The sequence below is a fragment of the Enterocloster clostridioformis genome (assembly GCF_020297485.1).
Taxonomy (GTDB): Bacteria; Bacillota; Clostridia; order Lachnospirales; family Lachnospiraceae; genus Enterocloster; species Enterocloster clostridioformis.
The window spans coordinates 3,595,713-3,620,197 of the sequence record NZ_JAIWZC010000001.1 but is presented as its reverse complement, the minus strand read 5'-3'; the positions used below and the strand labels follow the sequence as shown (position 1 = coordinate 3,620,197).

Annotated in this window: 29 protein-coding genes and 2 pseudogenes; 14 read left to right on the top strand and 17 right to left on the bottom strand. The window is 46.9% G+C overall.

Annotation, left to right across the window (positions count from 1 at the left end; genetic code table 11):
* The first annotated feature begins 58 nt into the window (after positions 1 to 58).
* Positions 59 to 256, top strand: a complete 198-nt coding sequence (locus LA360_RS18225; protein ID WP_166433542.1) for a helix-turn-helix domain-containing protein — start codon at positions 59 to 61, stop codon at positions 254 to 256.
* A 41-nt stretch (positions 257 to 297) separates the two neighbouring features.
* Here LA360_RS18225 and LA360_RS18220 read toward each other — a convergent pair whose 3' ends face one another.
* The gene (locus LA360_RS18220; RefSeq protein ID WP_146774919.1) at positions 298 to 483 is read right to left on the bottom strand and encodes a hypothetical protein; all 186 of its coding nucleotides are present in this window, start codon (positions 481 to 483) and stop codon (positions 298 to 300) included.
* A gap of 221 nt (positions 484 to 704) precedes the next feature.
* Here LA360_RS18220 and ltrA point away from each other — a divergent pair, with 221 nt between their 5' ends.
* Positions 705 to 2,120 (top strand): group II intron reverse transcriptase/maturase, encoded by a 1,416-nt coding sequence (gene ltrA / locus LA360_RS18215; protein WP_166433694.1) that lies wholly within the window; start codon positions 705 to 707, stop codon positions 2,118 to 2,120.
* Between the two features lie 243 nt (positions 2,121 to 2,363).
* Positions 2,364 to 2,819: an IS200/IS605 family transposase gene (gene tnpA, locus LA360_RS18210; protein WP_057572902.1), complete on the top strand. Its 456-nt coding sequence runs from the start codon at positions 2,364 to 2,366 to the stop codon at positions 2,817 to 2,819.
* Between the two features lie 157 nt (positions 2,820 to 2,976).
* Here tnpA and LA360_RS18205 read toward each other — a convergent pair whose 3' ends face one another.
* Positions 2,977 to 4,191 (bottom strand): ATP-binding protein, encoded by a 1,215-nt coding sequence (locus LA360_RS18205; RefSeq protein ID WP_057573247.1) that lies wholly within the window; start codon positions 4,189 to 4,191, stop codon positions 2,977 to 2,979.
* A 144-nt stretch (positions 4,192 to 4,335) separates the two neighbouring features.
* Here LA360_RS18205 and LA360_RS18200 point away from each other — a divergent pair, with 144 nt between their 5' ends.
* The 5 genes and pseudogenes from LA360_RS18200 (at position 4,336) to LA360_RS18180 (ending at position 8,865) form a co-directional block, all read left to right on the top strand.
* Entirely contained in the window at positions 4,336 to 4,833 is a 498-nt protein-coding gene (locus tag LA360_RS18200; RefSeq protein ID WP_057573246.1) for a DUF5720 family protein, read from the top strand.
* A 168-nt stretch (positions 4,834 to 5,001) separates the two neighbouring features.
* On the top strand, positions 5,002 to 6,330 hold the full coding sequence (locus tag LA360_RS18195; protein WP_112481460.1) for an IS4 family transposase: 1,329 nt from the start codon (positions 5,002 to 5,004) through the stop codon (positions 6,328 to 6,330).
* A 333-nt stretch (positions 6,331 to 6,663) separates the two neighbouring features.
* Positions 6,664 to 6,864, top strand: a pseudogene (locus LA360_RS18190) (tyrosine-type recombinase/integrase); the annotation flags it as partial.
* Positions 6,861 to 7,850 carry a tyrosine-type recombinase/integrase gene (locus LA360_RS18185; protein ID WP_057572797.1) on the top strand — a complete coding sequence of 330 codons (990 nt, stop codon included), beginning with the start codon at positions 6,861 to 6,863 and terminating at the stop codon, positions 7,848 to 7,850. The pseudogene LA360_RS18190 and the gene LA360_RS18185, both read left to right, overlap by 4 nt.
* The gene (locus tag LA360_RS18180) at positions 7,837 to 8,865 is read left to right on the top strand and encodes a tyrosine-type recombinase/integrase (RefSeq protein WP_112481459.1); all 1,029 of its coding nucleotides are present in this window, start codon (positions 7,837 to 7,839) and stop codon (positions 8,863 to 8,865) included. The genes LA360_RS18185 and LA360_RS18180 overlap by 14 nt, the downstream gene beginning before the upstream one ends.
* Positions 8,866 to 9,021: 156 nt before the next feature.
* Here the strand turns inward: LA360_RS18180 and LA360_RS18175 are convergent, their stop codons facing one another.
* The 7 genes from LA360_RS18175 to LA360_RS18150 all read right to left on the bottom strand — a co-directional run bounded on the left by LA360_RS18175 (position 9,022) and on the right by LA360_RS18150 (position 13,591).
* Complete coding sequence (locus LA360_RS18175; protein WP_057573001.1) at positions 9,022 to 9,219, bottom strand: DUF3847 domain-containing protein; 198 nt, start codon at positions 9,217 to 9,219, stop codon at positions 9,022 to 9,024.
* 158 nt (positions 9,220 to 9,377) lie between these two features.
* Positions 9,378 to 9,734 carry a hypothetical protein gene (locus LA360_RS18170; RefSeq protein ID WP_089776159.1) on the bottom strand — a complete coding sequence of 119 codons (357 nt, stop codon included), beginning with the start codon at positions 9,732 to 9,734 and terminating at the stop codon, positions 9,378 to 9,380.
* On the bottom strand, positions 9,731 to 10,672 hold the full coding sequence (locus LA360_RS18165) for a ParM/StbA family protein (RefSeq protein ID WP_112481458.1): 942 nt from the start codon (positions 10,670 to 10,672) through the stop codon (positions 9,731 to 9,733). Before LA360_RS18165 ends, LA360_RS18170 begins: the two co-directional genes overlap by 4 nt.
* Before the next feature lie 182 nt (positions 10,673 to 10,854).
* A complete protein-coding gene (locus LA360_RS32180; RefSeq protein ID WP_330411084.1) occupies positions 10,855 to 11,112 on the bottom strand; it encodes a hypothetical protein in 258 nt (85 codons plus the stop codon).
* 114 nt (positions 11,113 to 11,226) lie between these two features.
* On the bottom strand, positions 11,227 to 12,837 hold the full coding sequence (locus tag LA360_RS18160) for a recombinase family protein (RefSeq protein WP_330411083.1): 1,611 nt from the start codon (positions 12,835 to 12,837) through the stop codon (positions 11,227 to 11,229).
* Positions 12,834 to 13,049: a transposon-encoded TnpW family protein gene (locus LA360_RS18155; RefSeq protein ID WP_021633033.1), complete on the bottom strand. Its 216-nt coding sequence runs from the start codon at positions 13,047 to 13,049 to the stop codon at positions 12,834 to 12,836. Before LA360_RS18155 ends, LA360_RS18160 begins: the two co-directional genes overlap by 4 nt.
* A 173-nt stretch (positions 13,050 to 13,222) precedes the next feature.
* Positions 13,223 to 13,591 carry a cysteine-rich VLP protein gene (locus LA360_RS18150; protein ID WP_089776162.1) on the bottom strand — a complete coding sequence of 123 codons (369 nt, stop codon included), beginning with the start codon at positions 13,589 to 13,591 and terminating at the stop codon, positions 13,223 to 13,225.
* Between the two features lie 159 nt (positions 13,592 to 13,750).
* Here LA360_RS18150 and LA360_RS18145 point away from each other — a divergent pair, with 159 nt between their 5' ends.
* The 3 genes from LA360_RS18145 to LA360_RS18135 are packed head-to-tail and all read left to right on the top strand — an operon-like array spanning position 13,751 to position 16,708.
* Positions 13,751 to 14,701, top strand: coding sequence for a hypothetical protein (locus tag LA360_RS18145; protein ID WP_057573003.1), 951 nt, complete (start codon positions 13,751 to 13,753; stop codon positions 14,699 to 14,701).
* Between the two features lie 49 nt (positions 14,702 to 14,750).
* Entirely contained in the window at positions 14,751 to 15,662 is a 912-nt protein-coding gene (locus LA360_RS18140) for a hypothetical protein (RefSeq protein ID WP_112481457.1), read from the top strand.
* Between the two features lie 17 nt (positions 15,663 to 15,679).
* Entirely contained in the window at positions 15,680 to 16,708 is a 1,029-nt protein-coding gene (locus LA360_RS18135) for a virulence RhuM family protein (protein ID WP_057573005.1), read from the top strand.
* Positions 16,709 to 16,759: 51 nt separating this feature from the next.
* Here the strand turns inward: LA360_RS18135 and LA360_RS18130 are convergent, their stop codons facing one another.
* The 4 genes and pseudogenes from LA360_RS18130 to LA360_RS18115 form a co-directional block, all read right to left on the bottom strand.
* A complete protein-coding gene (locus tag LA360_RS18130; RefSeq protein ID WP_057573006.1) occupies positions 16,760 to 17,131 on the bottom strand; it encodes a TnpV protein in 372 nt (123 codons plus the stop codon).
* Between the two features lie 73 nt (positions 17,132 to 17,204).
* Positions 17,205 to 17,360 carry a hypothetical protein gene (locus tag LA360_RS18125; RefSeq protein WP_166433540.1) on the bottom strand — a complete coding sequence of 52 codons (156 nt, stop codon included), beginning with the start codon at positions 17,358 to 17,360 and terminating at the stop codon, positions 17,205 to 17,207.
* A 93-nt stretch (positions 17,361 to 17,453) separates the two neighbouring features.
* A pseudogene (locus tag LA360_RS18120) lies at positions 17,454 to 17,897 on the bottom strand (type IV secretory system conjugative DNA transfer family protein); the annotation flags it as partial.
* Positions 17,898 to 17,930: 33 nt separating this feature from the next.
* Positions 17,931 to 18,104, bottom strand: coding sequence for a transposon-encoded TnpW family protein (locus LA360_RS18115; RefSeq protein ID WP_330411082.1), 174 nt, complete (start codon positions 18,102 to 18,104; stop codon positions 17,931 to 17,933).
* A gap of 202 nt (positions 18,105 to 18,306) precedes the next feature.
* On the opposite strand from LA360_RS18115, the gene LA360_RS18110 reads away from it, so the two are divergent.
* The 3 genes from LA360_RS18110 to LA360_RS18100 all read left to right on the top strand — a co-directional run bounded on the left by LA360_RS18110 (position 18,307) and on the right by LA360_RS18100 (position 21,116).
* Positions 18,307 to 18,735: a winged helix-turn-helix domain-containing protein gene (locus LA360_RS18110; protein ID WP_170321168.1), complete on the top strand. Its 429-nt coding sequence runs from the start codon at positions 18,307 to 18,309 to the stop codon at positions 18,733 to 18,735.
* A gap of 385 nt (positions 18,736 to 19,120) precedes the next feature.
* The gene (locus LA360_RS18105) at positions 19,121 to 19,972 is read left to right on the top strand and encodes a tyrosine-type recombinase/integrase (RefSeq protein ID WP_112481455.1); all 852 of its coding nucleotides are present in this window, start codon (positions 19,121 to 19,123) and stop codon (positions 19,970 to 19,972) included.
* The gene (locus LA360_RS18100; RefSeq protein WP_057573010.1) at positions 19,965 to 21,116 is read left to right on the top strand and encodes an IS91 family transposase; all 1,152 of its coding nucleotides are present in this window, start codon (positions 19,965 to 19,967) and stop codon (positions 21,114 to 21,116) included. Before LA360_RS18105 ends, LA360_RS18100 begins: the two co-directional genes overlap by 8 nt.
* Before the next feature lie 414 nt (positions 21,117 to 21,530).
* Here LA360_RS18100 and LA360_RS31475 read toward each other — a convergent pair whose 3' ends face one another.
* The 4 genes from LA360_RS31475 to LA360_RS18080 form a co-directional block, all read right to left on the bottom strand.
* The gene (locus LA360_RS31475) at positions 21,531 to 21,752 is read right to left on the bottom strand and encodes an isochorismatase family protein (protein ID WP_081031271.1); all 222 of its coding nucleotides are present in this window, start codon (positions 21,750 to 21,752) and stop codon (positions 21,531 to 21,533) included.
* Between the two features lie 25 nt (positions 21,753 to 21,777).
* Entirely contained in the window at positions 21,778 to 23,061 is a 1,284-nt protein-coding gene (locus LA360_RS18090; protein WP_057573261.1) for an IS630 family transposase, read from the bottom strand.
* Positions 23,062 to 23,168: 107 nt separating this feature from the next.
* Positions 23,169 to 23,786, bottom strand: a complete 618-nt coding sequence (locus tag LA360_RS18085) for a transposase (protein ID WP_225537783.1) — start codon at positions 23,784 to 23,786, stop codon at positions 23,169 to 23,171.
* A 137-nt stretch (positions 23,787 to 23,923) separates the two neighbouring features.
* The gene (locus LA360_RS18080; protein ID WP_112481453.1) at positions 23,924 to 24,418 is read right to left on the bottom strand and encodes a helix-turn-helix domain-containing protein; all 495 of its coding nucleotides are present in this window, start codon (positions 24,416 to 24,418) and stop codon (positions 23,924 to 23,926) included.
* Between the last annotated feature and the right edge of the window lie 67 nt (positions 24,419 to 24,485).

Below are 24,485 nucleotides of genomic sequence, written 5' to 3'. Positions count from 1 at the left end.
TACTGTCATTCTACGCCCTTTTGTTCAATTTAACAAGGCATAGAACATGGAGGTTACTATGGACAGCAAAGAAAAAAAGCCGTTGCCGGAACCACGCGCCTATACCGTGGAACAGATTGCAGCCATGCTCAACATCGGACGCACGACCGCATACCAGCTCGTCAAGAAGGAACAATTTAAGACCGTCCGCATAGGCAACGCTATTCGGGTTTCAAAGAAATCCTTTGATGAATGGCTGGAAAGTTTGGAATTATAAATATCGACCAGAACGCCATAGGCTCAAAAACCTATGGCGTTTTATGTGCGCCCGGCGGGCGCACGTTCTAACGGGTGAAAGTCCCTGACCCGCCCGGCAGTAGGAAGGGTGCAGCCAATGGCAAGGGCGTCATCGTGAGGTGGGGTCTGAAGGAAGCCGGAGGCAAACCACTGGCCTGTAAAAGTTGTCCGGATAGGCTGTGAAGCGTGGATGAGGTTGCCTAACAAACTAAAGTCCAATAACTGCACGGAACGCCAGCAGTAAACGGGGCAGGTATAAGTGGGAAAGAACGTGTGAGTACCCGGGGAGGTCTCACGGACGTGAAAGTGGCGATAAAACATTCGCTGTCACGGAGTAAAGCCTGCCGTGAGAAGTCAGCAGAGGTCATAGTACCGGGCGGTCGCAAACGCACCGGGAAGGACTGAACAGTAGGAGGTGTCGTTACCAAATGGAAACCGGACATGGAATTAAGTACAGACAACTTCATATTGAGGACTACCTGCGAGAGATACCTGCGGAACAGGGAAGGGAAACAGGAGAGTACGCCCATGAAAGGATTACCGGGAACCCCGACACCAACACGGACTTTCGGACGGACAACCTGCTAGATACGATTCTTAGAAGCGACAATCTAAATGCCGCCTATAAGAAGGTCAAAACGAACAAAGGCGTTGGTGGGATTGACGGAATGCAGGTGGATGAACTTCTACCCTACCTGAGAGAACACCAGTCCGAATTGGTCGAGCAGGTGAGGGAAGGCAAATACAAGCCAAACCCAGTCCGAAGGGTAGAAATACCCAAAGAGGAGAAAGGAAAAACAAGGAAACTGGGGATACCCACAGTGGTAGACAGGGTAATCCAACAGGCAATCGCACAGGAACTGACGCCCTTATATGAAGAACAGTTCTCTGACAACAGCATCGGATTCCGTCCCGGCAGAGGGGCGCATGACGCACTGGAAAGATGTAGGAAATATATCAACGAAGGATATGTCTACGTGGTCAGCATGGATTTACAATCCTACTTTGACACGGTGAACCACAGCAAGCTGATAGAGGTGCTGTCGAGGACGGTGAAGGACGGGAGGGTAATCTCGCTGATACACAAGTACCTGAAAGCCGGAGTAATGGAGGACGGAGGATTTCACGCAACGACCGAGGGCGTGCCGCAGGGAGGCCCGCTAAGTCCCTTATGTGGAAATGTCATGCTGAATGAGTTGGACAAGGAACTGGAGCGCAGGGGACACAAGTATGTGAGGTATGCGGATGACTGCCTGATTCTGTGCAAAAGCAGGAAAAGCGCAGAGAGGACGATGGAAAACATTGTGCCATTCATCACAGGAAAAGTGTTTCTGAAAGTCAATCTTCAGAAAACGACAGTGAGCCACGTCAGCAAGATAAAATACCTGGGCTACGGCTTTTACCGGCATAAAGGGAAATGCCGCATGAGGATACACCCGAAGTCGGTGGCAAAAATGAAGAACCGGATACGGGAGCTGACAACCAGAGGGAACAAATGGAGCAATCAGGAGAGGGAAGAAAAACGCCGAAGCTATGCAAGGGGATGGATTAACTATTATCGATATGCAGACATGAAAAGCCTGATGGAACAGACGGATGAGTGGCTGCGCCACAGAATCCGAGCGGTGTACTGGAAACAATGGAAGAAGGTACGCACAAGATATAAAATGTTGCGGGCGTTACATTTACCAGAGTGGAAGGTGCATGAGATGGCGAACTGCCGAAAGGGAGTGTGGAGAGCGGCGGGAATGCTCAACTCGGCACTCACCAAAAGAATCATAGTGGACAGACTTGGTTATCCCGATATGACTGCCCACTATCTGAAAGTCCGAGTAAACTATTGAACCGCGTAGTACCGAACGGTACGCTACGTGGTGTGGAAGGGGAGGTTAAAATCTCCCCTATCCGATTGTGGCTTTAGCCAGTTGAAGGCATTGGAGTTTTTCGTGTTCCGAAAAATGGAAATGCCTGAAACAGAAAACCACCTGCTTCGCGGGTGGTGTAACAAGTGCTTATAGCACAAAAATCACCTTTCCGTTAGAATAGAGTTGTTCAAGCTACTATCTAAGAAAGGAAAGGTGATTTTAATGGCACACAAGAATCATGATATGGCACATACAAAGTGGATGTGCAAATACCACATTGTGTTCACTCCTAAGTATAGACGAAAAGCGATTTATAATCAATACAGAGAAAGTATCCGAGATATTTTAAAGACGTTATGCGGATACAAGGGAGTGGAAATCATAGAGGGTCACTTAATGCCAGATCATATCCATATGCTGGTAAGTATACCGCCGAAATATAGTATAACCAGCTTCATGGGGTACTTAAAGGGAAAGAGTGCGCTGATGATATTCGATCAGCACGCAAATCTAAAGTATAAATACGGTAACCGTCACTTTTGGGCAGAAGGTTATTATGTAAGTACAGTAGGCCTAAATGAGGCAACAATAAGAAAATACATTCAGGAGCAGGAGAAATATGATATAGCAATGGATAAATTGAGTGTAAAGGAACATGAGGACCCCTTTAAGGGGTAGCCGGTAATACAAACGCCCTTTAAAGGGCGGCGACGAGTCAAGGGCATAGTGGCTTGAACGAAGTGAAAGCCAGCGTCTTTAGGCGCTGGCCGGTAACTGCCCCTTATAGGGGCGAGCAAACCACCCGTTTGACGGGTGGTCATGATTATGCCCTGATTCAGTTCCATTCCTCCGCCAGCAGGAAATCGCGGATGTTACGGTGCTTGATTCCGTCACGGCTCATATCAAATTCATCCAGCGTGACAACGTACTTGGGGAAGTTATCACGGACACCGGAAAAAGCGCCAAACTCCCGCTTGACAGTATCCTCCGAAGCCAGCAGATAGGCAACCTGAACATACAGCTTGTTTCCCTGATCCTCGCATGCAAAGTCAATCTCTTTGTCTGTGACTTTCCCGACTGTGACCGTATAGCCACGGCGCAGCAGCTCCATGTAAACGATATTTTCCAGGACAAGGTTGATATCTTTCATGTTTCCGCCGAACACCGCCTCACGGACGCCATGATCGGCCACATAGTATTTTTCGTTGACAGTCAGGATTTTCTTTCCTTGAAGGTCCTGGCGCTTTACCTGATAGAACAGGAACGCATCGGTGCAGGCCTTGATATAGTTCAGCACCGTTTCCGCTGACACGGAGCGTCCTTCACTTTTCAGATACTTGGAGATCGCTGTGGAGGAGAAGGTCGTTCCTATATTGGCGGTGACGTAGGAAATAATCCTCTCCAGCATATCCACGTCCCGGATATTATTCCGCTTGACGATATCTTTCAGCTCCACGGAGTTGAACAGATCACGCAAATACTGACGGCTTGCGGCTTCATCGTAACGGAGATTGCTCAAATACGGCATACCGCCCAGCGTCAGGTATTTTGTAAAGCACTGCCGAATGTCCGTATCCGGGTAAACGGTCCGGTACAGCTCAATAAACTCACCGAAGGAAAAGGGATAGATCACAAATTCCACATACCGGCCGGCCAGGTATGTGGCAAGCTCGCCGGAAAGCAGTCTGGCGTTAGAGCCGGTGATATAAATATCGCAGTCCAGTTCCACTCGGAAGGAGTTGATACATTTTTCCCACGATGTAACCTCCTGTATCTCGTCGAAAAACAGATACACCTTCCCACCGATCTTGTTTGCCCTGCGAAGGATTTCACCATGCAGGGCTGCCGCAGTACAAAGATGGGCGTTGCTCATGTTTTCAAAGTTGAGGGAAATAAACTGCCCGCGATCCACGCCGCTTTCGGCAAGCTCATCCTGGATCAAGTCCAGCATAACCGACTTGCCACTGCGTCGGATGCCGGTCAACACCTTAATCAGCTCGTTTCCGATGAAAGGACGGATGCGGTTCATATAAGTTTCTCGTTTAATCATATAGACCAGCCTCCTTTCTGAGACTGCCTATATGGTAACACGGATATATCTGATTTTCAAGCTGAATTTTCTGTTTTTATCATATATACTTGATAAAATTGCTTTTTCGACACAATCAGACAGATAGGAAGAAAGGAGCGAAAAATGAAACTGAATGAAGCAGAAATGAGGATGGCCTTCCAGGTTGAAAGCACCAGCCAGAACGCCGCCCTGAATGAGATTTACCTAATGGCGCGCTATGCGCGGAACCAGGAGACGAAGGACACGGCGGAAAGCCTCCTGCGGAAGCTGCGCCCCCTGTCCGACCAGGAGTGCATGGACGTGATCCGGGAGGTACAGAGAAATTACCGTCTGCCGGGAAAGGCCCGGACCGTCGGGGAAATGCTGGCGGAGGCCAGGCAGCAGTCCGGGGCGCAGAAGTTGTCCGGACATGACATCATGGCCCTGGAGCGGTTCGACCCGGAGACCCGCCACATGATCGTCTTTGATGTCCTCTCCCATGATTCGCCTATGGGCTGGAAGGGGGAGAAAATGCGCCTGTTCCTGACCGAAGCCGGTTATGGGAAGGCCCTGGAAAACCAGGAGAAGGGACACATCAGGATCCAATGTCATTTAGTTAACGCTTTGCAATATTATGGTTAGATTCTTAATGAAGGGTGTCTAACCATATTTTTCCCTTTTTTCATAAAAACAGTTGACATACACCACAAAATGTGCGGCCGCTCTCGCTACTGATTGACTTTAATAGGTAGCGAGAGCGGCCCTTGGATTAGAATCATAAATTCATTCTAATTCAAGGAGGTACACACAATGTTCCATCAAAAAATTAAACAATGCTTTTCCCATTCCGTCCATCTTGTTTCATCCGTAATCTCCGAATTTACCTATTCGGACACCGATCTGACAAGGAACAGGAAGTTCCCCGCCGATAAGCTTATCACTTTCCTTGTTTCCCAAGGCTCCTCCAGCACAAAAAATGAATTGCTGGACTTCTTCGACATGGATCCACAGTCGCCAACTGCTTCGGCACTCAACCAGCAACGCGCAAAGCTTAGCCCGGATGCCCTGGAAGCTGTATTTCGGCATTTTAACCATTTTGCTTCTTTTTATGACCAAAAAAAGCTACGCTACCGCTTTCTTGCTGCAGATGGCTCCACCTTTACCTTTTTCAGTAAACCTGCTTTCGCCCCAGAAGAGTATCATGTCTCTGAAGGACATTCAATAAAGGGCTTTTACAGTATGCATCTGAATGCTTTTTACGACTTACAGAAGCACACTTATTCCGATGCGCTGATCCAGCCGATCCATCAGAAAGATGAATTTAGTGCTTTCTGTGAAATAGTCGACCGCCACGATTTACTGACTGGTACAAAAGATGTTTTTATCGGTGACAGGGGCTATTGTTCTTACAACAACATGGCACATGTGAAGGAAAAAGGCCAGTATTTTTTATTTCGCACCAAAGATATCCATTCCAAAGGACTTGTTGGAAATTTTGAGTTTCCAGATGCAGACTCCTTTGATATTCAGGTAAATGTAACTCTGGTTCGCAGTCATAAAAAGAAGATATCGATTAAAGAAGGTTATTACAAACGCTTTGTGGATGCGGCTGCATCGTTTGATTACGTTGCATATGGTTCCTTGGATACCTACGATTTATCTTTTAGAATCGTACGGTTTCCGATATCGGATGATTCTTATGAATGCATCGTCACTAATCTGCCTTCAGATGAATTCCCGTCGGAACAAATAAAACTTCTATACTATGCCAGATGGGCCATTGAGGGGTCTTTCCGTAAGCTGAAATATACGGTCGGATTGAGTAACTTCCATGCCTACAAACCAGAATATATCAAACAGGAAATTTGGGCAAAGTTAATCGCTTACAACATAACAGAAACACTAATCAATCATGCAATTATAGAAAAGGGAAACACGAAATATGAATACAAAGTAAATTTCAGTATGGCTGCTCATATTTGTAGAGTCTTTCTCCGTCCGAACACAGAGAAAGACTCCATAGATGTGATGTCCCTGCTGACAAAAGAGCTGATTCCGATACGGAATGATCGACAGTATCCACGACTCCAAACGGCACACTTCCGAAAACCTCGATATTTTATATATCGAGCAGCATAAGTAACAGTTTCATCAATATCTATAATACCCTTTTTTGAAGCAGATGTAAATCTGCTTGTTTGCCTTGCGGTAAAATATTTACAAAACTACTTCTGATAAATAATCCCTATATCCTTCTCTTCAATCTATCCGTTTGGAACGTCAGATCTCTATTTTAAAGAAACATTCTTTCTTTTACAAAAAGTTAACTAAATGACATTGAAGACTTAGGACATACAAAGTATTGGACAGAGCCGCCGAAAAAAACAGGCATTACCGCGCCACTCTGAAAGAACAGGATAAGGCATATGATGAACTGTATAAGGCAGGACTGGACAGGGAGCACATGCTTTTCGTTCATCCCTTGCAAGCTCCATGGTCAATGACAACATCCCTTATGAAGCAGTAAGAAAAACCCTTGGGCATACAGACCAGAACGCCATCCGCTCCTATGCCAGACTTGATCTGGAACAGCTCCGTGGGTATGCACTCCCGGTCATGGAGGCGACGGGCATCTTTGCCGCATTCCTGGAGGGGAGGTGGGGCCTGTCATGAAAGAATTTCAATCCATTTTCAAAAATGAGCTTGCAGAATATATTGAAATCAGCCAAGGGACAATCAGCAAGGATACCTTGCGGAATACGCACAGAGTATTGCTTTCATTCGATTCACTGCTGGCAGGAGAAAATGCCAAAGAGATATCGGAAACGTTTATCAACCAATGGATCAGGGCGCTCCATCAGGCAAACGCCCCAAAAACGGTCAGCGACAAGGTGAGTTATCTCCGCAAATTCCTGCGGTATCTCCGGTATGAGGGATACTGTGTTTTCATGCCTGACTGCCCCAAAACATCAGACAGCTATGTCCCGTACATCTTTTCAGACGATGAGATACAGACGCTTCTGGAAGGTGCTGACAAATGGGCTGACAGGCATCCAGACCCGAAAACCCGCCAGACGGACATGGAGTTCTGTATGCTGCTGCGGATGCTCCTTGGGTGCGGGTTCCGGTTGGGCGAGCCGCTTGCCGCCAAAGTAAAGGATGTGAATTTCCATGCCGGGACCATCCTGATCCGCCATGCAAAAAATGACAAGCAGCGTGCCGTCCCGATGGACCAGACCCTGACGCAGATTCTGGAAAGGTACTGCATTGCAATGGGCATCAGGACAGACCCGGAAAGCTACCTGTTCCCGGCATCCAGAAACGAGGGGGCTGCCGTCAGCAAAGGGACTTTTGATTTACGGTTCAGGAACCTTTTGCGGGAAACCGGCCTGTATGTACCTGGGAAACCCCATTCCAGAGGCCAGTGCCTCCACTGCTTCCGCCATTATTTCGCCATTCATTCCTTTGCGCGGGCTGAGAAGAATGGGCGTCCGGCAGACGATTCCGTGCCATTTTTATCTGTCTATCTTGGGCACCATGACATGGACGAGACGGAGAAATACCTGAAATTCAGCGGGGACATGTTCCCTGAATATTCGGGGCTGTTTGAGGAGTATGCCGTCGGCGTATTCACGGAGGTGGCCTGTGAGGAAAAATAAACTCCCTGAATTCATGCTTCTCCTGGAGCAGTTTTTTACGGAATACATGCCGCTCTCATCAGGGCTTTCCCAGAACACCGTCAGGTCATACAAACATTCTTTCCGGCTTCTGTTCCAGTATGTTTACCAGACGAAAAAGAAAGAGGCTGGTGAGATCCGGTTCCGGGATCTGGATTTTGAGACAGTTGATGGGTTCCTGAAATGGATTGAGACAGAACGGGGCTGCTCCGTGTCTACAAGGAACCTCCGGCTGTCGGCACTTTCCTCTTTTGCCGCTTATGCACAGAACAGAAATTTTGAAGCTGCGACGGTGTTTGCCAACGCAGTCAGGAGAATTCCTGCAAAAAAGCAATCCGTACAGCCAAGGATTGCCTTTTACCTTGATGAGGTGTCAGCCCTGCTCCGGCTCCCTGATCCCGAAAAACGTCTGGGACTGCGTGACCAGGTTCTTTTAAACCTGATGTATGCCAGCGGTGCGAGGGCGCAGGAAATCTGCGACCTGAAAGTCAGGGACTTTTTTGTGGAGAAAAACCTTTATAAGCTGACGGTCACAGGAAAAGGGAACAAGGCACGCCGGATTGTGCTTGCCAAACCCAGTGGAATTCTCCTGAAACGGTATCTGGAGGAAACAGGCCATGCCGGACAGTTGGAAGCCTATATCTTTTCCAGCCAGACACATCCACAGATGACTATTTCCTGCATTGAGGAGATTTACAAAAAATATATCGCCATCGCAAGGGCAGAGCATCCGGGAATGTTTTTGGAGAAAAGCTATACCCCGCATACCATGAGGCACACAACCGCCACACATATGTTAGAGGCCGGTGTTCCGATTGTGGCAATCAAAAATTTCCTCGGACATTCCTCGATTTCCACAACGGAACGGTACGCTGAACTTTCACAGGGAGCAGTGAACAGGCATATCCGGGATTGGAACGAGAAATGGTTTTCCCATCAAAAGGAAACTCATGCTAATCAGAAAAAGGAGAATCCGTTGCCCGACTTCCTGAAATAGCGCTTACATTATCCGAGGAAATCTTCTTGAAAGCCTTTACGAATGGGACTTTTTATGAATTTCCTCGGATAATTGAAAATCTCGGATAATGCGCCCTTTCGGGCCCTTTCGGGAAAAAGAGAAGCGCCCCGGTTGCCCGGAACGCTTCAAAATGCTTCATCGTAATGCCCAATATAGAAAATCCTCCAGCTTTGTCAAGTCCATCCCAGCCGCAGCCGGATAGACCTTTTCTAAAATTGCACCTTCCTGTATCAGCCGCCGTGTCCTCGCTTTTCGCTCCTTTTGACGGTCACGCATCTCGGCTTCTTCCAATCTGTGCTTGGTTTGCAATAATTTTTTCTCGTCTGTGGTCATAGAAAATCCTCCTGTGGTAGTAAAAAGTTGGTTGTTTGATAGCAGCGTGACACTAATTATCTGTCTATTTGGTATCACGCTTTTTCTAAAAATCGTTGTAGCATCAAAAATGCCCCCGTTTGGTATTGCAGTAATACCAAACGAGGGCAATCGTAGTATCAGAAGCTGTCAGCGAAGTCCAATGCCGCCGAAATGTTCTCGTCATCCTCGGCAGACGGAGCTTCAACGGCGGCAGGCGTTGTGAACGGGAGCATACCGACGGGCGCAAACCGCAAGCCCTGTTCAATGGCTTCTGTTATCCGTTTGAGAAAAGCATCCTCTTTTTCACGGGTTTCCAGATACGGGTCACTTTCAAGCCGTGCCTGCCGTTCAAAATGGTCAATGATGGCGGAAACAATCGCCTTGCTGTAAGATCGATACTGCTTTTTGTCCATTCTCTGCAAATGCTCGTAGGCTCGGCGGTCATCCTCGTCTGCAAGGTTTAGGCGCAGAGTGGTCGTGTAGATCTGCTTCATACGATACCGCCTTTTCTGCTCTGCTTCTGCTCGGCAAGCAGTTCATAGCCCTTTGCGGTAGCGCAAATATCATCGTTGATGATAACACGGTCTTTGTCATATCTGCCGAAGTTTTTGAGAATACAGCTTCCGCCGCCTACCACATACAGGCGCATCAGTTCAGGATCGTATTCATGCTCACGCAGTCTGCGGAAGATGCCCTCTGCATACTCGGCTGCGGTATCACGGATGGCGGTCAGATAACGCTGGCTGATGTCTGCCGTACCGTGACGGATGACACGCTCAAGGACGCTTTCATCCACCGATACGCCAAACTGCTTCATCAGATTTTCACGCACGGCAAGCGTACATTGGTTGGTGCCGTACTTTTCGGTAAAGCACTTTTTCGCAAGAGGGCGGCACTCATTGATATACATGACATTCATCGTGCCGTTGCCAATATCGCAGAGCATATTGATGCCCTTGAACTCACGGAGCTTGTCTGCAACCGCAGAAAAGCCCTGCGGAAAAATATCCGCACCCGCAAATTCAACGTGATAGTCAATGCCTCGAAAAGTAAAGCCGGCACTGTCGTTTTGCAGGAGATATTCTTTGAAGCTGTCCTTCTGTTCGCTCACCCAGGTCAGAGGAAGTCCCGCCGCAAGGTGGACACGGGCAGAGGTCTGCTTGCGGATATTCAGCTCACGGGCAACAGCGGCAAGGGTGAGAATATAATAGTCGCTGTCTGTCATTTTGTCGGAGATAAATTCCTTGTGTTCCTCACCGATGAGATAGTATCTGTCCTTATAGACAAGCAGATTGCTTTTGAAGGTTGGCTCTTTGTCGTAGGCGGCAACGCCCGTCTTGAAGCAGCAGTGGGCGGTCTTGATGTTGCCGTAGCCATGGTCGATACCGATGATAATGGGATTGGTGCTGTTGCAGTTGTTCATAAAATTCATAGAGTTTCCTTTCTGCCGCTTTGCGGCGATCGTTATTGGTAAGTTCCCAAGTTGGGGACTTGAAAAAAAGAAGCGGATCGACCTACATCAATCCGCTTCCATTATCGTTATGCTGCTTTCTGTTCTTTATCCGGCAATGCCGGTTCGTGCTTTGTCTCCCGCAAGGCTTTCTTTCGTGCGCCCTACCGTTTGATCTGCGCCGCATACCGGCACTCGTCACAGCAGAACTTGACATCCGATCTCGTTGTGGTAAAGGTCATGCCGCAGTTCTCACAGACGCATTCCCGCTTTCGGTTTTCCGCCGCTTCCTGCCGGTAGAATTTTGCCCGGCAGTTGGGGCCGCAGAACAAAGTATTGGACCGCTTGGATTCAAACTCCTTACCGCAGCATTTACAGATCAGTTTGAACGGCTGTCCAACAGTGTGTTCCCCGGCTTTCATCTGCTGGTAGCGCTCCCGGCTCTTGATGCGGTGTCTGCGAAGCTGTTCCTGCCGCTTGATCTCCTCCGGTGTTAGCTCCGGTTCGGGCAGTTTAAACCGTCCGATAAATTTCTGTCAAATCTCAACCTCCTGCACCCGAACCCCGTCAATCTTTTCCGGGGCGTGGACAATGATTTTGTCAATAAATTCATTGATCATCGGGGTGGTCAGTTCAGAAAAGTCGGTGTACTTCTTCGCCAGCGCAAGGAACTGCGCTGCACGTCCGGTATCTTCCTCAAAAGAGGACAGATGCGATTCTGCGTCTGATACGGAGGCGGTAAGGGATTTCTGTTCCGCCTCATATTCGGCAAGCAGGGTATCAAAGCGTTCGTCGGTTATGCGTCCGATAGCGAAGGACTCATAGAGCTTTTTGATAATGGTATCCAGCTCTGCAATCCTCTTTTTCTCCCTGTTCAGTTTCCGCTCGGTTTCCTTTGCCGCTTCTGCCTGCCGGATCTGAGAGGCAGAACGCACCTTTTTCATAAACTCATCCTGATTGGCGATGGCAAAGGTGCTGGCTGTCCGGATGGTTTCCAGAACAAGCTCTCTGACCGCTTTTGTCCGGATATAGTGACCGCTGCAAGCGTGGGTGCGCTTTTGATGCGCCAGCGTGTAGGTGGAGCAATCGTAAAAATCAGAGGGATAAGGATTGTTCTCCGTACCGCCTCTGGAACGGTGATTGGTCATCTTCGCTCCGCAGTCCGCACAGAACAGAAGCCCCGTCAAGGGATTGGCTTCGCCCAGAGTGTCGTGCCGCCGTGGCGTCTTGCGGAGCTTCTGCGCAAGCTCCCAGGTTTCCTTATCCACGATGGCTTCGTGGGTATCTTCAAAGATCAGCCAGTCCTCCTGCGGATTCATAACCGGGTTTTTGTCCTTGTAGGACTGCTTGTGGGAACGGAAGTTTACCGTATGCCCCATATACTCCGGCTTGGAGAGAATCTGCCCGACGATATAGCCGCTCCAGTTATATGGGTTGGGAAATTCCTCTTTGCTTTTCCAGACGCCACGCCCCTGCATTGCGGCATAGACCGCAGGGGTTTCCACCTTATCATCATAGAGGATACGGGCGATGTCATAGGGACCGTTGCCCTCGATGGTCAGCCGGAAAATACGGCGGACAACCGCAGCTGCTTCCTCGTCGATATACCAACTGTACTTATCACCCGGCATTTTCTTGTAGCCATAAATGGCGCAGTTTGTAGTAGGCTTGCCCGATTCGCATTTCACACGGATCGCTGTTTTCTGCTTGCGGCTCAGATCACGAAGATACCACTCGTTCATAATATTAAGGAACGGGGCAAACTCATTGCTGTTCTGGTCGTCGCTGTCCACGCTGTTGGCGATCGCTACAAAGTGAACATGATGCTGACGGAAGAACACCTCCGTGTAAAAGCCTGTTTGCAGATAGTCACGCCCCGCCCTGCTCATATCTTTTACAATGACATGGGCGACTTTGCCCGCTTCAATGTCTGCAATGAGCTGTTTCCACGCAGTGCGCTCAAAATTCCCTCCACTCCAACCGTCATCCGTATAGTGCTGACAGTTTGTATAACCTCTCTGATGGGCATAGCTTTCGAGGTATTTTTTCTGATTAACAATGCTGTTGCTATCTCCGGTCTGGTCATCATCACGGGATAGTCTTTCATATAAAGCTGTGATTTTTCCTTCAGTCTGTTTTACGCTCATGATGCGCTCCTTTCAGACTGCCGGCTCATTTGTGGTGAATCCATTATACCACAAGTTCCGCCAGTTGTAACCGTTTCATTGCGAATCATCCGTAAAATTTTATCCTCCATCGTTTCCTTCTCTGTATCGCTGAATACTACTTTAACTTTATAGGTGGTGCCGCCAATGCGGCGAATCATATAAGAAAAATTACTGTTCTCGTTTTTTGCCATAGGCAGTTACCTCCGTGTTGAAAAGTTCATGGTTTTTTCGTATAATAGGTTTGGTTCCGGCAAAGTGTAACCATTTGCATGGTTAAAATCGAGCAAAAGGTATTAACACCCTGCCAATGCAGAAATACCCTCAAAAAAGCCTTGCGGCACAAGGCTTTCCGAGGGCAAAAGCGTTACATCTGTTGTTGTTTCTCCCGATACTTACGCACCCGTGCTGCGGTCTGCCTGCGGCAAGCTTCTTCGGCACAGTGCTGTGAGCAGTACACCCGTTTCCCGTCAGTTGGGAACGGCTTGCCGCATTGTTTGCAATGAGTGGTCGGTGTTTGCGTGAATACGGCTTCCAACTCTGCATCTTCCGGCAGGACAGATTTGCGGAAATATCTACATAGTGCGCTGTTGGTAAAGCAGATACCAAACATTGGACAGTCACAGTCCAGCGGCAGGCAGCCGTACTCTTTGTCGTAGTTGGCGCAGAGGGAAGTGACCAGCTTTTTGATCCACTGTTTCTCCCTACCCGTCAGCTCACGATCGTTGTTTGACATAGGCGTTTTCCTCCTTTCATTTAGTGTCGAGAGTAATCTTATAATAGACAAAATAGATTACATCCTCACTAATAGGAGAAATACGGGGTACTTAGCGGAACTGTTTTTACGGAGAATCCAAGAAATTTTCGAAAATATTTTTGAAGGGAGATGTCTGCGGTGTTCGACGATCCCGAACGATATGATAATGACGGTCTTTATGAAGAAGATATCGACTATGAAGATGAATATGAAGCGGACGATTCCGATTACATAGCCGATGACGAAGAAGATGAAAACGCCCTTTGGGACGATGAGGAAGAAGAATCCGCTGACGATCTTCCCGAAAAGAAACGAAGGAAGCGAAAGAAACAAGCTGTTCTTGCTGACAATGATACGGATACCGAAGAAACCGAATTATTCGAACAAGCCCGGCGGCAGATCGCAAAAGAAGAACAGCTCATCGAAGAACTGGAAGCCGAAGCCAAGGAACATCCCTTTGAGGACGATACCGACAAGGAAGAACCGGAGCGCAAGAAGCTCAAACGAGAACTGCGGGCAGAAGCCCTTGCACGATTGGAGGATTCCGCCAGAACACAGCGGGATTTTGAAAATGTGATTGCCTGGTGGGACAGGCTGGACGCTAACCGGGAGCGCCGGGAACGCTATCACGAACTCAGCAGAAGCGGCGATGATGTTCCTCTCGATTACGGTGCGTCTGTCAATGAACTCTTTTTCCCGGATACGCTGAACGATGTACTGGAAAAGCAGCTCCGCAAAGGGGATTTTATCGACGCCATTTTCTACTGCCCTTACGATATACACGAGCTTGTGACGGAAGAATACCTTTCCAGAATCCTCTGGGAATTGAATGAGGAACACAAGGAGCTGCTGTTTCTCTGCGCCGTCCGGCTGTTCAGCTCCACCCGGATCGCCAAAATACGGAAGCAAAGCGACCGGAACATCCGCAAGATGCGTGGCACGATGCTGGGAAAGATACGAAAAAAGCTGCTCCCCGCACTTTTGGATAAGGCAGAAAAGCAGCAGCCAATGACCATATTGGAGAAAGATTTTTTAGAAGAATCTGGAATGGAGATTGATTCCGGGGAAAAGAAATCGTATAATGGATAATATAAATCGGAGTTATTCGGGTTACAATATATAGCGGAGGGTTTTGTATATGAAGAACCTTTTTGAACGCACCAGCTCTAATTGGGTGCGATACAGCGAATACGAATGGAGGGCGGCAGAGGACGGAACTCTGTACCTCACGCCGACAGAAACTGCGCAGCCGAGTATCTATGATCCGCTCGCAGAGTATCAGCGGATTGTACTGGACGCGATCAATATCGGGCGGATGGGTATGAGCAAGAAGCCGGATGCCGAAATCCAGAAGGGCATCCAGCAATTTGCGGTAAAATACGGCTTGTTTGGACTGATGACTGCGTTGCCTACCACGCCAAACTTTATGGAATATGAGGCGGTGTACCTGCCGAAAAACCACTTTATCAAAGAAGAAACCATGTCCACCGAAAACTATCTGGCGCTGTTCTTTCCCTTTGATAAGCTGGATGTGATCAAGCGTGGTATCGAGTCCATGTGGAATATCCAGAATGGCCGGGTGATGATGGCACTGGCTTTGACCATGACGGATAAGCCGATGGCGGTCAACATGAGCTTTCAGCGAGAATATGCGGAGCGGTATGACTGGATGAAGCAGCAGTTCATCGACTGGGCGTTTACCTATATCAACAGCTTCCTCTACTACGAGGATTATGATACGCTGAACGATGAAACCCGGCAGATGATGCAGCAGAGCATGGCGGCTTTCGGCGGCATAGCACCGACCTACCACATCGCCCTACTGGATAAGCCGACCATTATCTGGGACTTTCATTCCCTGCTGCTGGGCGTACAGATGATGTTCAGTTTCATGCTGACCGACAGCGAAAATCCGATTAAGCTTTGCAAGCACTGTACCAAAGCCTTTGTCGCAAGCAGACCAAGCGCCGTATTTTGCAGCCCTCAGTGCAAGAATAAGCATAATGTTTATAAGAGCAGAGCAAAGAAAAACAATCCCGATAAGGAATGATTGGAGGGTGATACATAATGGCTGAGAACAAGAACACAAAATTGCAGATCCGAAACAGCACTGTGGATTTTCTTGTATTTACCAAGGATGCCCACGAAGACGGCATTGAAGTCCGTGTGCAGGATCACGATGTATGGCTGACACAAAAAGCGATTGGCCAGCTTTTCGATGTAGACAGAAGCGTTGTCACAAAACATTTGAAAAATATCTATGAAAGCGGCGAATTATCTGAAGATTCAACTTGTGCAAATTTTGCACAAGTTGCGGATAACGGAAAAACCTATCAATATAAGTTTTATTCGCTATCTGCCATAATTGCCGTTGGCTACCGTGTCAACTCTGGTAGGGCAACACAATTCCGGCAATGGGCAACAAAAGTGCTGGATACCTTTGCGAAGCAAGGGTATGTTTTAGATAAGAGCAGATTGATTAACGGTCAAATTTTCGACGAGGATTATTTTGACCACTTAATTTCTGAGATACAGGAGATTCGAGCCAGTGAGCGCCGTTTCTATCAAAAGATTACAGACATCTATGCTACTGCCGTTGATTATTCCCTTGATAGCCAAATCACAAAAGATTTCTTTGCGACAGTACAGAATAAGATGCACTATGCCGTTCACGGAAATACCGCAGCGGAAGTCATTGTAGCAAGAGCAGACCACACAAAAGAACATATGGGATTGACCTCATGGCGTAATGCACCCGATGGGAAAATTGTCAAAGCAGATGTGTCGATTGCAAAGAATTACTTATCTAAGGGTGAAATGCAGGAACTTAACGAGATCGTCACGATGTATCTGGACTACGCTACAAGACAGGCACGGCGGCATATTCCCATGACGATGGCAGATTGGGCTTCCAAACTGGATGCGTTCCTGCAATTCAACGATGCGGAAGTCTTGCAAAACAAGGGTAAAGTCACAGCCGCAATCGCAAAAGCCTTTGCGGAAAGTGAATTTGAGCAGTACCGTGTAATACAAGATCGTCTGTATCAAAGTGATTTTGACCGTCTTGTTGCCAGCACAGAAGAAAAAAACGACTAACGACAGAAACTCCCGTTATCAGCCATATCACAGCCGATAACGGGATTTCGTTTAAGCATATACAAGTTCGGTTAAGATAATTTCTTCCGCACGGTTGCGAATGGAATTGATACGGCGCACCCATTCCATTTGGTCAGCCGCTTTGAGTGCTTCGGTTACGCCCTCCTGCTTTGCCATAGCAGAAACGACGATTTCCATACGCTCGTTGCAGTCTTGGTCGATTTCAGCAAGATGCTTGAACAGCGTTCCCTCTAACAGGTAATTGTTATACAGGATTGGATGATGCTCTTTCAGATAACTGCGGCGCATACGCCCGTATTTGCCAATCTGATAATTGCCGGTATCCGGCAAGACAAGGTTTGGGATGAAGTAATCACCCACTTGACGATATGTACCGCCCATTTCTTCAAATAGAGATTTCATAGAATATCAGCTCCTTTTGTGTTGATTTTCAGCGGTTATAAGGCTTTTTTGACTCCTTTCTTACAACTGCTTTTCAATTCACCACAAATGAGCCGCAGTCATATGTATTAGATGGCAGAAACCACCCTTTACATATTAACTCTTGGTTGGAAATGCTGTTGCTTTCGCCTTGCAATTCATCGTCACGGGAAAGCCGCTCGTACAGCGGGGTGATTTTTGTTTTCAGCATAGCGTTGTCCTCCTTGCATGAAAAATGCTCTAAATGGTTCTTCACTAACCACGAGAAAACTTCGTGATTAAGAAGTCATTTAGAGCATATAACACCCGCCGCCATCTTGAATTTGCGGTACTGCTTGACGGCGAAATGGTCCGGGTCTTTTTCCTCCAACTGCTGAAAGAGGATATCCACCGGGCTTTGGTATTCCTCGTCGTCCTCCCTGGCTTCGCTGGCATTGATAAGGTCCAGGAGGGTGATGAAATTCCGTTCTTCCTCCGGGGCTTCGTACCAGATGTAGCCGATCAGGGCACAGTAATACAGGCGCTCCGCCTTGACCCAGAAATCTTTGGAACTCTTTTCCCCTTCACCTTTCGTATTCAGGATCAGTGCGTTCACCAGCTTTAAGATATCCTTCTCGGAGCGGATGTACGCCAGAGGGTTATATTTCATGGACTTCTTGAAATTGATCAGGTTTAAGCACTTGATCCGGTATTTCTTCCGCTCCAGGAAGGAGCCGATCTCCGGCAGGAGGGTTCCTTTATCGTCCGTGCCGTCAAGACAAAAAAAGTGTGAACATGAAATTTAATAATTTCCGCTCTGAATATCCCTTATAATCATGCGTTTTAGCTTATCCTGCAAGGTTTCCCTGCTCGTTTCGCTAAAGTGGCACGTCACAAGGTAGGTCGTTTTGCCTATGGTCTTTACAAGGTGCGGTCGGCGTTCTTTGGTCTGCTGTTGTTTTTTGTTTTCTGACATATACATAAATCTCCTTTACATGAAAAGAGGGCATACAGAGTAATCTCCATACGCCCGCTGTTGATAGTGGCTGTCGTTCCCTTATCCGCATGAAATTGACAGTGCGGTTTCCGGCATATATACTTGTGGCTTACTGTCAAATAAAGGTAAACAGTGCAGAAAAAATGTTGTATCAATGCAACGGATAAGAGAGGTAATGAACATGGAAAAAATGATAGTGCTGACGTTTTCGGACAGTGAGGAAACAGTCTTTCAGAGGGCGGTTTCGCTCTTGGCAGGCGAATTGCAGATTGAAGCGGAACAACAACCTGTTTCCTTGTCTGTATTGTCCTTTCAAGGCTTGGAAATACTGCAACATCAGCGCAGGGTGTTGCGGGATAGGAGAGAAGTGCGCCTTACCCGTCTTGAGTATGGTACGCTTGTTTTTCTTGCTTCCAGTCCGAACAGGGTATTTACGCAGTCGCAGATTTTTGAAGCTGTTTGGAGCATGGAAAGCAATAGCTGTCATTCAAGCGTTACGAATGTGATATACAATTTGCGGAAAAAGATTGAGCCGGACAGTAAAAACCCGACTTATCTCAAAACTGTGTTAGGCATTGGGTACAAGTTCAGTGCCGACAGTGCGGGATAGTGATATGTCATTTATGGCTTGGCTGTCTGCTTTTGGGTAAAAAAACAGCGGTAAATCTGTGATAAGTTTACCGCTGTTTGGTCTGTTGCAATTATTTAGTTTTGGTATGGACAAACTGGAATTGAACAAAATCGCTGCGCGATGGCCTGCCAAGGCTGTGGCATAGCGATTTTCTGTTTTCTATAACAAAACAGTGGAAAGCAAGTCCTAAAAGTAGTATTGTTAAGTCACCACAACCAAACAATCAAACAGGATCGACCTTCCCACTGCCTATGAAAAGAATACCACCCTTCCGCTTGGTTGGCAAGCGGTTTTATGACCCAAATGCACCTCCATATAAAGCAGTGTTTTTGATGACTACTGATTTTATATGGAGGATTTTATTATGTATGAAAAATATTTAGAACAGCTTGAGGAAGCCGGAAAAATCCGTAACCTCAAAGAACGTTCCATCAACTGTTATAAAAACTATGTCTCTTACTTTCTGAAATATCAGGGCAAGTGTCCTGAAGAACTTACCTGTCAGGATGTCAGGACTTTTCTGCTTGCAAAAAAAGAAGAAGGATTAAAAGCCACAACTCTGAACCTTTATAATTCAGCTATCCGTTTTTTCTATCGGAATGTCCTGCATATCCTTTGGGATGATATCACAGTTCCACGTATGATCCAAGAACACAGGCTTCCGACTGTACTGACTGCTGATGAAATTGACCGTTTGTTAGACGCTGTTGACGATATCAAATATAAGGCTATGCTTGCAGTCATGTATTCTTCCGGCATGCGGGTTTCTGAAGTAATTCATCTTCATTATGATGACATTTCCCGCTCAAATATGCAGATCCATGTCCGGGATACGAAGAACAGGATGGACCGCTATACCATTCTGTCTAAGCGTTGTCTGGATATCCTTACACAATACTGGTTTGAAAAAGGACGTCCACGTGGCATCCTGTTTCCTAATAAATTTACCGGCAATTACCTGACAGTCAGTACTCTGGAGCAAGTAATGCGGCGGGCAGTAGCTGATGCTGAACTTCCAAAGGAAGCGTCCCCGCACTGTCTCCGCCATAGCTTTGCAACTCATCTGATGGAGCAGGGCGTAGAACGGCAAAATATTCAGGCACTGCTTGGGCACCGTGACCCAAAATCCACGGAAGTTTATCTTCATGTCAGCAACAAATCTCTCATGGGAATCCAAAGCCCCTTTGACAGGAAAGAAGGTGCTGATTATGAATAAGCCCACCGTCCAGGATATTTTCCGGTGTTTTTATCCGGCATACCTCGAAAAGTATTTCCCTTCTCCGGAACAGACAAAAGTTGCCCGGAACATCCTGAACTGCAAAACGGGAGCTTATGGTGCAAACGTCAGCGTATGTGAAGACTGTGGTGCAGTTCATATCCACTACAACTCCTGCCGTAATCGTTGCTGTCCCATGTGTCAGGCTGTTCCAAAGGAAATGTGGATGGATGCACGCAGGGAGGATGTGCTTGATGCACCTTATTTCCACCTGGTGTTTACAGTTCCTGATATTCTGAACCCAGTCATTTACAATAATCAGAAACTGTTATATGACACCCTGTATCATGCGGCTTCTGCTACAATCCGTGAACTGACTGCTGACTCAAAGCACCTTGGCGCTTCTGTTGGTTACATCTGCATCCTGCATACATGGGGAACTGAAATGAACTTTCATCCACATATCCATACAATACTGCTTGGCGGTGGTCTGACACCGAAAAACGAGTGGAAAGACAATGGTACGGGGTTTTTTCTTCCCATATGGGCTATCTCTAAAGTCTTCCGCGGGAAATATATGGATGAGCTGAAAAATCTCTGGAATACAGATCAGCTTGAGTTCCATGGAAGTGCAGAAAAATATCGTAATCATTATGCTTTCAAAGAGCTGATGGATTCCTGTTATGATACAGAATGGATTCCTTGCTGCAAGAAAACTTTTAACGGTGCACAGTCTGTGATTGATTACCTTGGAAAATATACCCATAGGATTGCCATCAGCAATCACCGTATCATCCGTATGGACGATGAAAATGTTACTTTTTCTGTCAAGGATTACCGGAATAAAGGACAATGGAAAGAACTGACACTTTCCGGTGTTGAATTTATACGGCGTTTTCTGATGCATGTACCACCCAAACGTTTTGTCAGGATTCGGCATTACGGACTTCTTTGTACCCGCAGCAAACACAGGAAGCTCACTTTATGCCGGAATCTCCTTGGATGCCAAAAGTATCTTTCGAAGCTCCGGAATAAGGAGATGCCGGAAATACTGAAACAGCTTTATGGGATAAACATTTGTGTATGTAAATCCTGCGGTGGTCATCTTGGAAAACCACAGCTTCGAATACCACAAAGATGTTAAAATCTTATTCTTTCATACGTTTTCTGAAGCCTCAAAGTTTGAGGTTTTGTTGTCGTACCTATTTATCTGGAAACACTTGATTTCTGTAGCTTCTGCATGGGAAATCCTGTATAATCATGGGTAAGAAAAAAGATTGAAAGTCCATAAGCAACAGCTACCCGGACGCTCACTTTGTTCAATTAGGTCAAATCGAAAATGGTGTAAACGAAGGGGCAGTTCACTGGAATGCCAAAACTGCTTTTTCGTTTACCCCATCATCGATTCTAACCTAAAGAATTTGCGCGGATGAAGCATAATGTGCATGGGAGCTTGCTCACAAATGCACATTTATGCGAACAGACGCATAGCGCGACAGCGCGTCATGAGTATGCAGCGAAGCGAAATACGAATGGCACATCATCGATAAATCCCGACTTAACTTTCCATCAATTTAATTGCTTCATCAACAGATACACATGTAGCAAATCTATTTGGCCACATCATATCATTGTAATACTTATAGGTTATTTCTCCAGTCATATAGTCGTTATCAAACGTTGAATTTGCCCCTTGTGGAACAATAACTTTATATCCTCTTTCAAAAGCAGACTTCACAGTTGCATCTATACAGAAGTTTGTCTGTAGTCCAACTAGTATAACTCGATTTAAATAAGCTTACAATTTAAGCATTGGTAGTAATCTGATTTCTTGGCTTACGTGTCCGTGCTTTGGGCGCACGTTTCCCTTGGTTTTCAGGACTTGCTGCTTTCGCATTTACAACTTCATAGACGATTGTGCCCACATCCTCTTCCGAAAGATCAATCGTGTCCAAGCGGTATTTCCATTTGTAGGGGACGGGAACCTCATTGATTTCTTCAAAGTATTTCAAAATCCGTTCCTTTAGTTCCTCTTTCGAGCCTACACGAATCCCGGACAACATCTGGCGGGTCATTTTGCTGAAAAAGCCTTCCACCATATTCAGCCAGGAGCCATGTGTGGGTGTGAACACAAATTCAAACCTTCCAGGAACTGTATTCAGATATTCCTGTGTCTCCCTGGATGTATGGGCGGAGTGGTTATCCAGTATAAGCCGTATTTTGTCCCCTTTTGGGTATTTCTCATCCAATATTTTAAGGAATGTTACAAAATCGCTGCTTTTATGAGTATTGCTTACCAGTGGGATAGCTTCCCCGGTCAACAGGTCAATCGCTGCCAATAGGGAGAGCGTCCCCAGACGTTTATACTCATAATCACGCTGTACGGTGGACATTTTTTCCGTACTGGCAGCCGGGGGCCTGTCCCCGGTTGTGGTGGCAATCGCTTGGATCCCGGGCTTTTCATCATAGGATAATGTATGTACCGGCTCTTCATCACCGGCAAACGGAATCAAACTTCCATTTTCATCAAAGCGGAGTTCAACCTGTTTGTAAATGACCAGCACATCATGCATCTTCTTTTCAAAGTCAGGATCCCGTTTTTCACAATAATAGGTGACCTTATGGGGATTAAGCATTGCTTTCCTAAGTATCTTCCGGATAGAAAACTCAGATGCTGTCGCCATACGGGGATATCCTTCCTGTTCAGCAACGGAATTGATGTAGCGGGTAAGGCTCAATGGATACCATAACTCTGCCGGGAGGCCGAATGCGGAAGGCTTTTGGCAGGCAATATTGATTACCCATGCCTTTGCATCATCGGTAATTTCAATCCTGCGGCCACGGCCTTTACTGTCTTCCATGGCAGCTTTCACGCCTGATTCCATATATTTTTTCAGGCAGAGCTTTACCGTCGGTCTCGAAATATCGAGTTTGTCAGCAATGGCTTCATCTGCCATGCCATCTGATTTTAATAAGAGGATTTTGGCTCTCCTGTGGACTCTGGCTTCAACAGTCCCCTTCTGTAGAATGGACTTTAAATATGACTTATCATCATTGGAAAGAAAAATAGGCGTAGCACTCTTTGGCATCATTTTACCTCCTGAAATGGTCTATAAGTATTATACCATTTCAGGATAATAATGTAAACTTATTAAAATAGAGTCATACTAGTACAGCATTGCTTAAATATCAGTGATTAAATTACTAATGGTATCCCGGCATATGTCCACTTAAATGGGTGTGCTGTAAGATTGTATTGTTCAATAAAGCGCAGGATGCTTGCTTCCAGTTCTTCTATTGACAGGCAGCTTTTCCGCTTCAGCAGCTTCCGGTTAATGATGCCAAACCATATCTCAATCTGATTCATCCAGGAACTGTGTTTCGGAGTATAGACAAAGCGGATCCGGTGGGAAGGGTCATGCAGGAAATCCGCCCGGCTTTCCATACTTTTAAGGATCCCTGTTTTCCCTTTTTTGCCCAGTTCCACGCCAAGGGCACAGGCTTCTGCCACATAGCGGACAAGGGCTTCCGACTTATGGGTGTTTAGGCCATCGCATATAAATGTCCATGGGGCTTGCGGGTCTGTCCCTGCCAATGCTTTCACGGCTTCCACAAAATCCTCTTCTGTGCGTGTGGAGTTTAAATACGGCATTTCCATACGGCCCGTTGCAACATCAAAGAACCCGATGAGGCTGGTCGTGCCATGGCGGATATACTCAAACTCCATTTTGGCGCACTGGCCGGGTAATGGGAGCTTGTCAGGATATTTATGTTCCAGCGCTTGTACCCCGGTCATTTCATCCGTGGAAACAATGTGTGCACCTTCCCGGCTTTGTTCCTGGGCACTCTGGTACAGGCCGCAGATTTCGTTTACTTTCCGCGCAAAAGATTCCGGGGCTTCCGTCTTTTCCGAAGAATGAAGCCGGTAACGGATTTTGTGGGGATGTAAATCTACCTCATTTTTAAAAAACGGCTGACAGATTTCTCAGAAATCTGTTCAGCGATCCCCTGCTTTTTAATTTCTGCCACTAACAGCGGGAGGCTCCACTGGCTTACTTCGTACCCAAAATCATTTGGGCTGCTGCAGGCAAGGCCGATGATCCGCATGATCTGGTCCGGCGTAAAAACAGACGGGGCACCGGGGCGTTTTTTATCGGACAGGACTGCCCGTATCTCATCTTCAAGCTTTTCCGGGTCGTCCATTTCAATCCTCCGCAAGGCTGGGAGCGCCGCGAGGAACCGACTGCGCCAGGTGGCAACATTATTATAATGAAGCCCGACCTGTGGTGCAATATTCTGGTTGAGTTCCCCCTGTGACGCAAGCAGGACAATGCTGGCTCTTTTGACCAGTCCTGACGGAAGGGAGCGGCTTTTTGAAAAAGCAGATAATATGTTTTTCATGGCATCAGATAAAACCGGGATAGTATCAATTGTTTTCCTTCGCATAATAACCCATCCATTCTTTAGTGATAGAATTATTATGCACCGACTACAATAAAAAAGCAACGTCTAT

Excerpts from the sequence above, each read along its gene's own strand:
- LA360_RS18225 (WP_166433542.1), top strand. The coding sequence starts at position 59 with ATGGACAGCAAAGAAAAAAAGCCGTTGCCGGAACCACGCGCCTATACC.
- ltrA (WP_166433694.1), top strand. The coding sequence starts at position 705 with ATGGAAACCGGACATGGAATTAAGTACAGACAACTTCATATTGAGGAC.
- tnpA (WP_057572902.1), top strand. The coding sequence starts at position 2,364 with ATGGCACACAAGAATCATGATATGGCACATACAAAGTGGATGTGCAAA.
- LA360_RS18205 (WP_057573247.1), bottom strand. The coding sequence starts at position 4,191 with ATGATTAAACGAGAAACTTATATGAACCGCATCCGTCCTTTCATCGGA.
- LA360_RS18200 (WP_057573246.1), top strand. The coding sequence starts at position 4,336 with ATGAAACTGAATGAAGCAGAAATGAGGATGGCCTTCCAGGTTGAAAGC.
- LA360_RS18195 (WP_112481460.1), top strand. The coding sequence starts at position 5,002 with ATGTTCCATCAAAAAATTAAACAATGCTTTTCCCATTCCGTCCATCTT.
- LA360_RS18185 (WP_057572797.1), top strand. The coding sequence starts at position 6,861 with ATGAAAGAATTTCAATCCATTTTCAAAAATGAGCTTGCAGAATATATT.
- LA360_RS18175 (WP_057573001.1), bottom strand. The coding sequence starts at position 9,219 with ATGACCACAGACGAGAAAAAATTATTGCAAACCAAGCACAGATTGGAA.
- LA360_RS18170 (WP_089776159.1), bottom strand. The coding sequence starts at position 9,734 with ATGAAGCAGATCTACACGACCACTCTGCGCCTAAACCTTGCAGACGAG.
- LA360_RS18165 (WP_112481458.1), bottom strand. The coding sequence starts at position 10,672 with ATGAATTTTATGAACAACTGCAACAGCACCAATCCCATTATCATCGGT.
- LA360_RS32180 (WP_330411084.1), bottom strand. The coding sequence starts at position 11,112 with ATGAAAGCCGGGGAACACACTGTTGGACAGCCGTTCAAACTGATCTGT.
- LA360_RS18160 (WP_330411083.1), bottom strand. The coding sequence starts at position 12,837 with ATGAGCGTAAAACAGACTGAAGGAAAAATCACAGCTTTATATGAAAGA.
- LA360_RS18155 (WP_021633033.1), bottom strand. The coding sequence starts at position 13,049 with ATGGCAAAAAACGAGAACAGTAATTTTTCTTATATGATTCGCCGCATT.
- LA360_RS18150 (WP_089776162.1), bottom strand. The coding sequence starts at position 13,591 with ATGTCAAACAACGATCGTGAGCTGACGGGTAGGGAGAAACAGTGGATC.
- LA360_RS18140 (WP_112481457.1), top strand. The coding sequence starts at position 14,751 with ATGAAGAACCTTTTTGAACGCACCAGCTCTAATTGGGTGCGATACAGC.
- LA360_RS18135 (WP_057573005.1), top strand. The coding sequence starts at position 15,680 with ATGGCTGAGAACAAGAACACAAAATTGCAGATCCGAAACAGCACTGTG.
- LA360_RS18130 (WP_057573006.1), bottom strand. The coding sequence starts at position 17,131 with ATGAAATCTCTATTTGAAGAAATGGGCGGTACATATCGTCAAGTGGGT.
- LA360_RS18125 (WP_166433540.1), bottom strand. The coding sequence starts at position 17,360 with ATGCTGAAAACAAAAATCACCCCGCTGTACGAGCGGCTTTCCCGTGAC.
- LA360_RS18115 (WP_330411082.1), bottom strand. The coding sequence starts at position 18,104 with ATGTCAGAAAACAAAAAACAACAGCAGACCAAAGAACGCCGACCGCAC.
- LA360_RS18110 (WP_170321168.1), top strand. The coding sequence starts at position 18,307 with ATGGAAAAAATGATAGTGCTGACGTTTTCGGACAGTGAGGAAACAGTC.
- LA360_RS18105 (WP_112481455.1), top strand. The coding sequence starts at position 19,121 with ATGTATGAAAAATATTTAGAACAGCTTGAGGAAGCCGGAAAAATCCGT.
- LA360_RS18100 (WP_057573010.1), top strand. The coding sequence starts at position 19,965 with ATGAATAAGCCCACCGTCCAGGATATTTTCCGGTGTTTTTATCCGGCA.
- LA360_RS18090 (WP_057573261.1), bottom strand. The coding sequence starts at position 23,061 with ATGCCAAAGAGTGCTACGCCTATTTTTCTTTCCAATGATGATAAGTCA.
- LA360_RS18080 (WP_112481453.1), bottom strand. The coding sequence starts at position 24,418 with ATGCGAAGGAAAACAATTGATACTATCCCGGTTTTATCTGATGCCATG.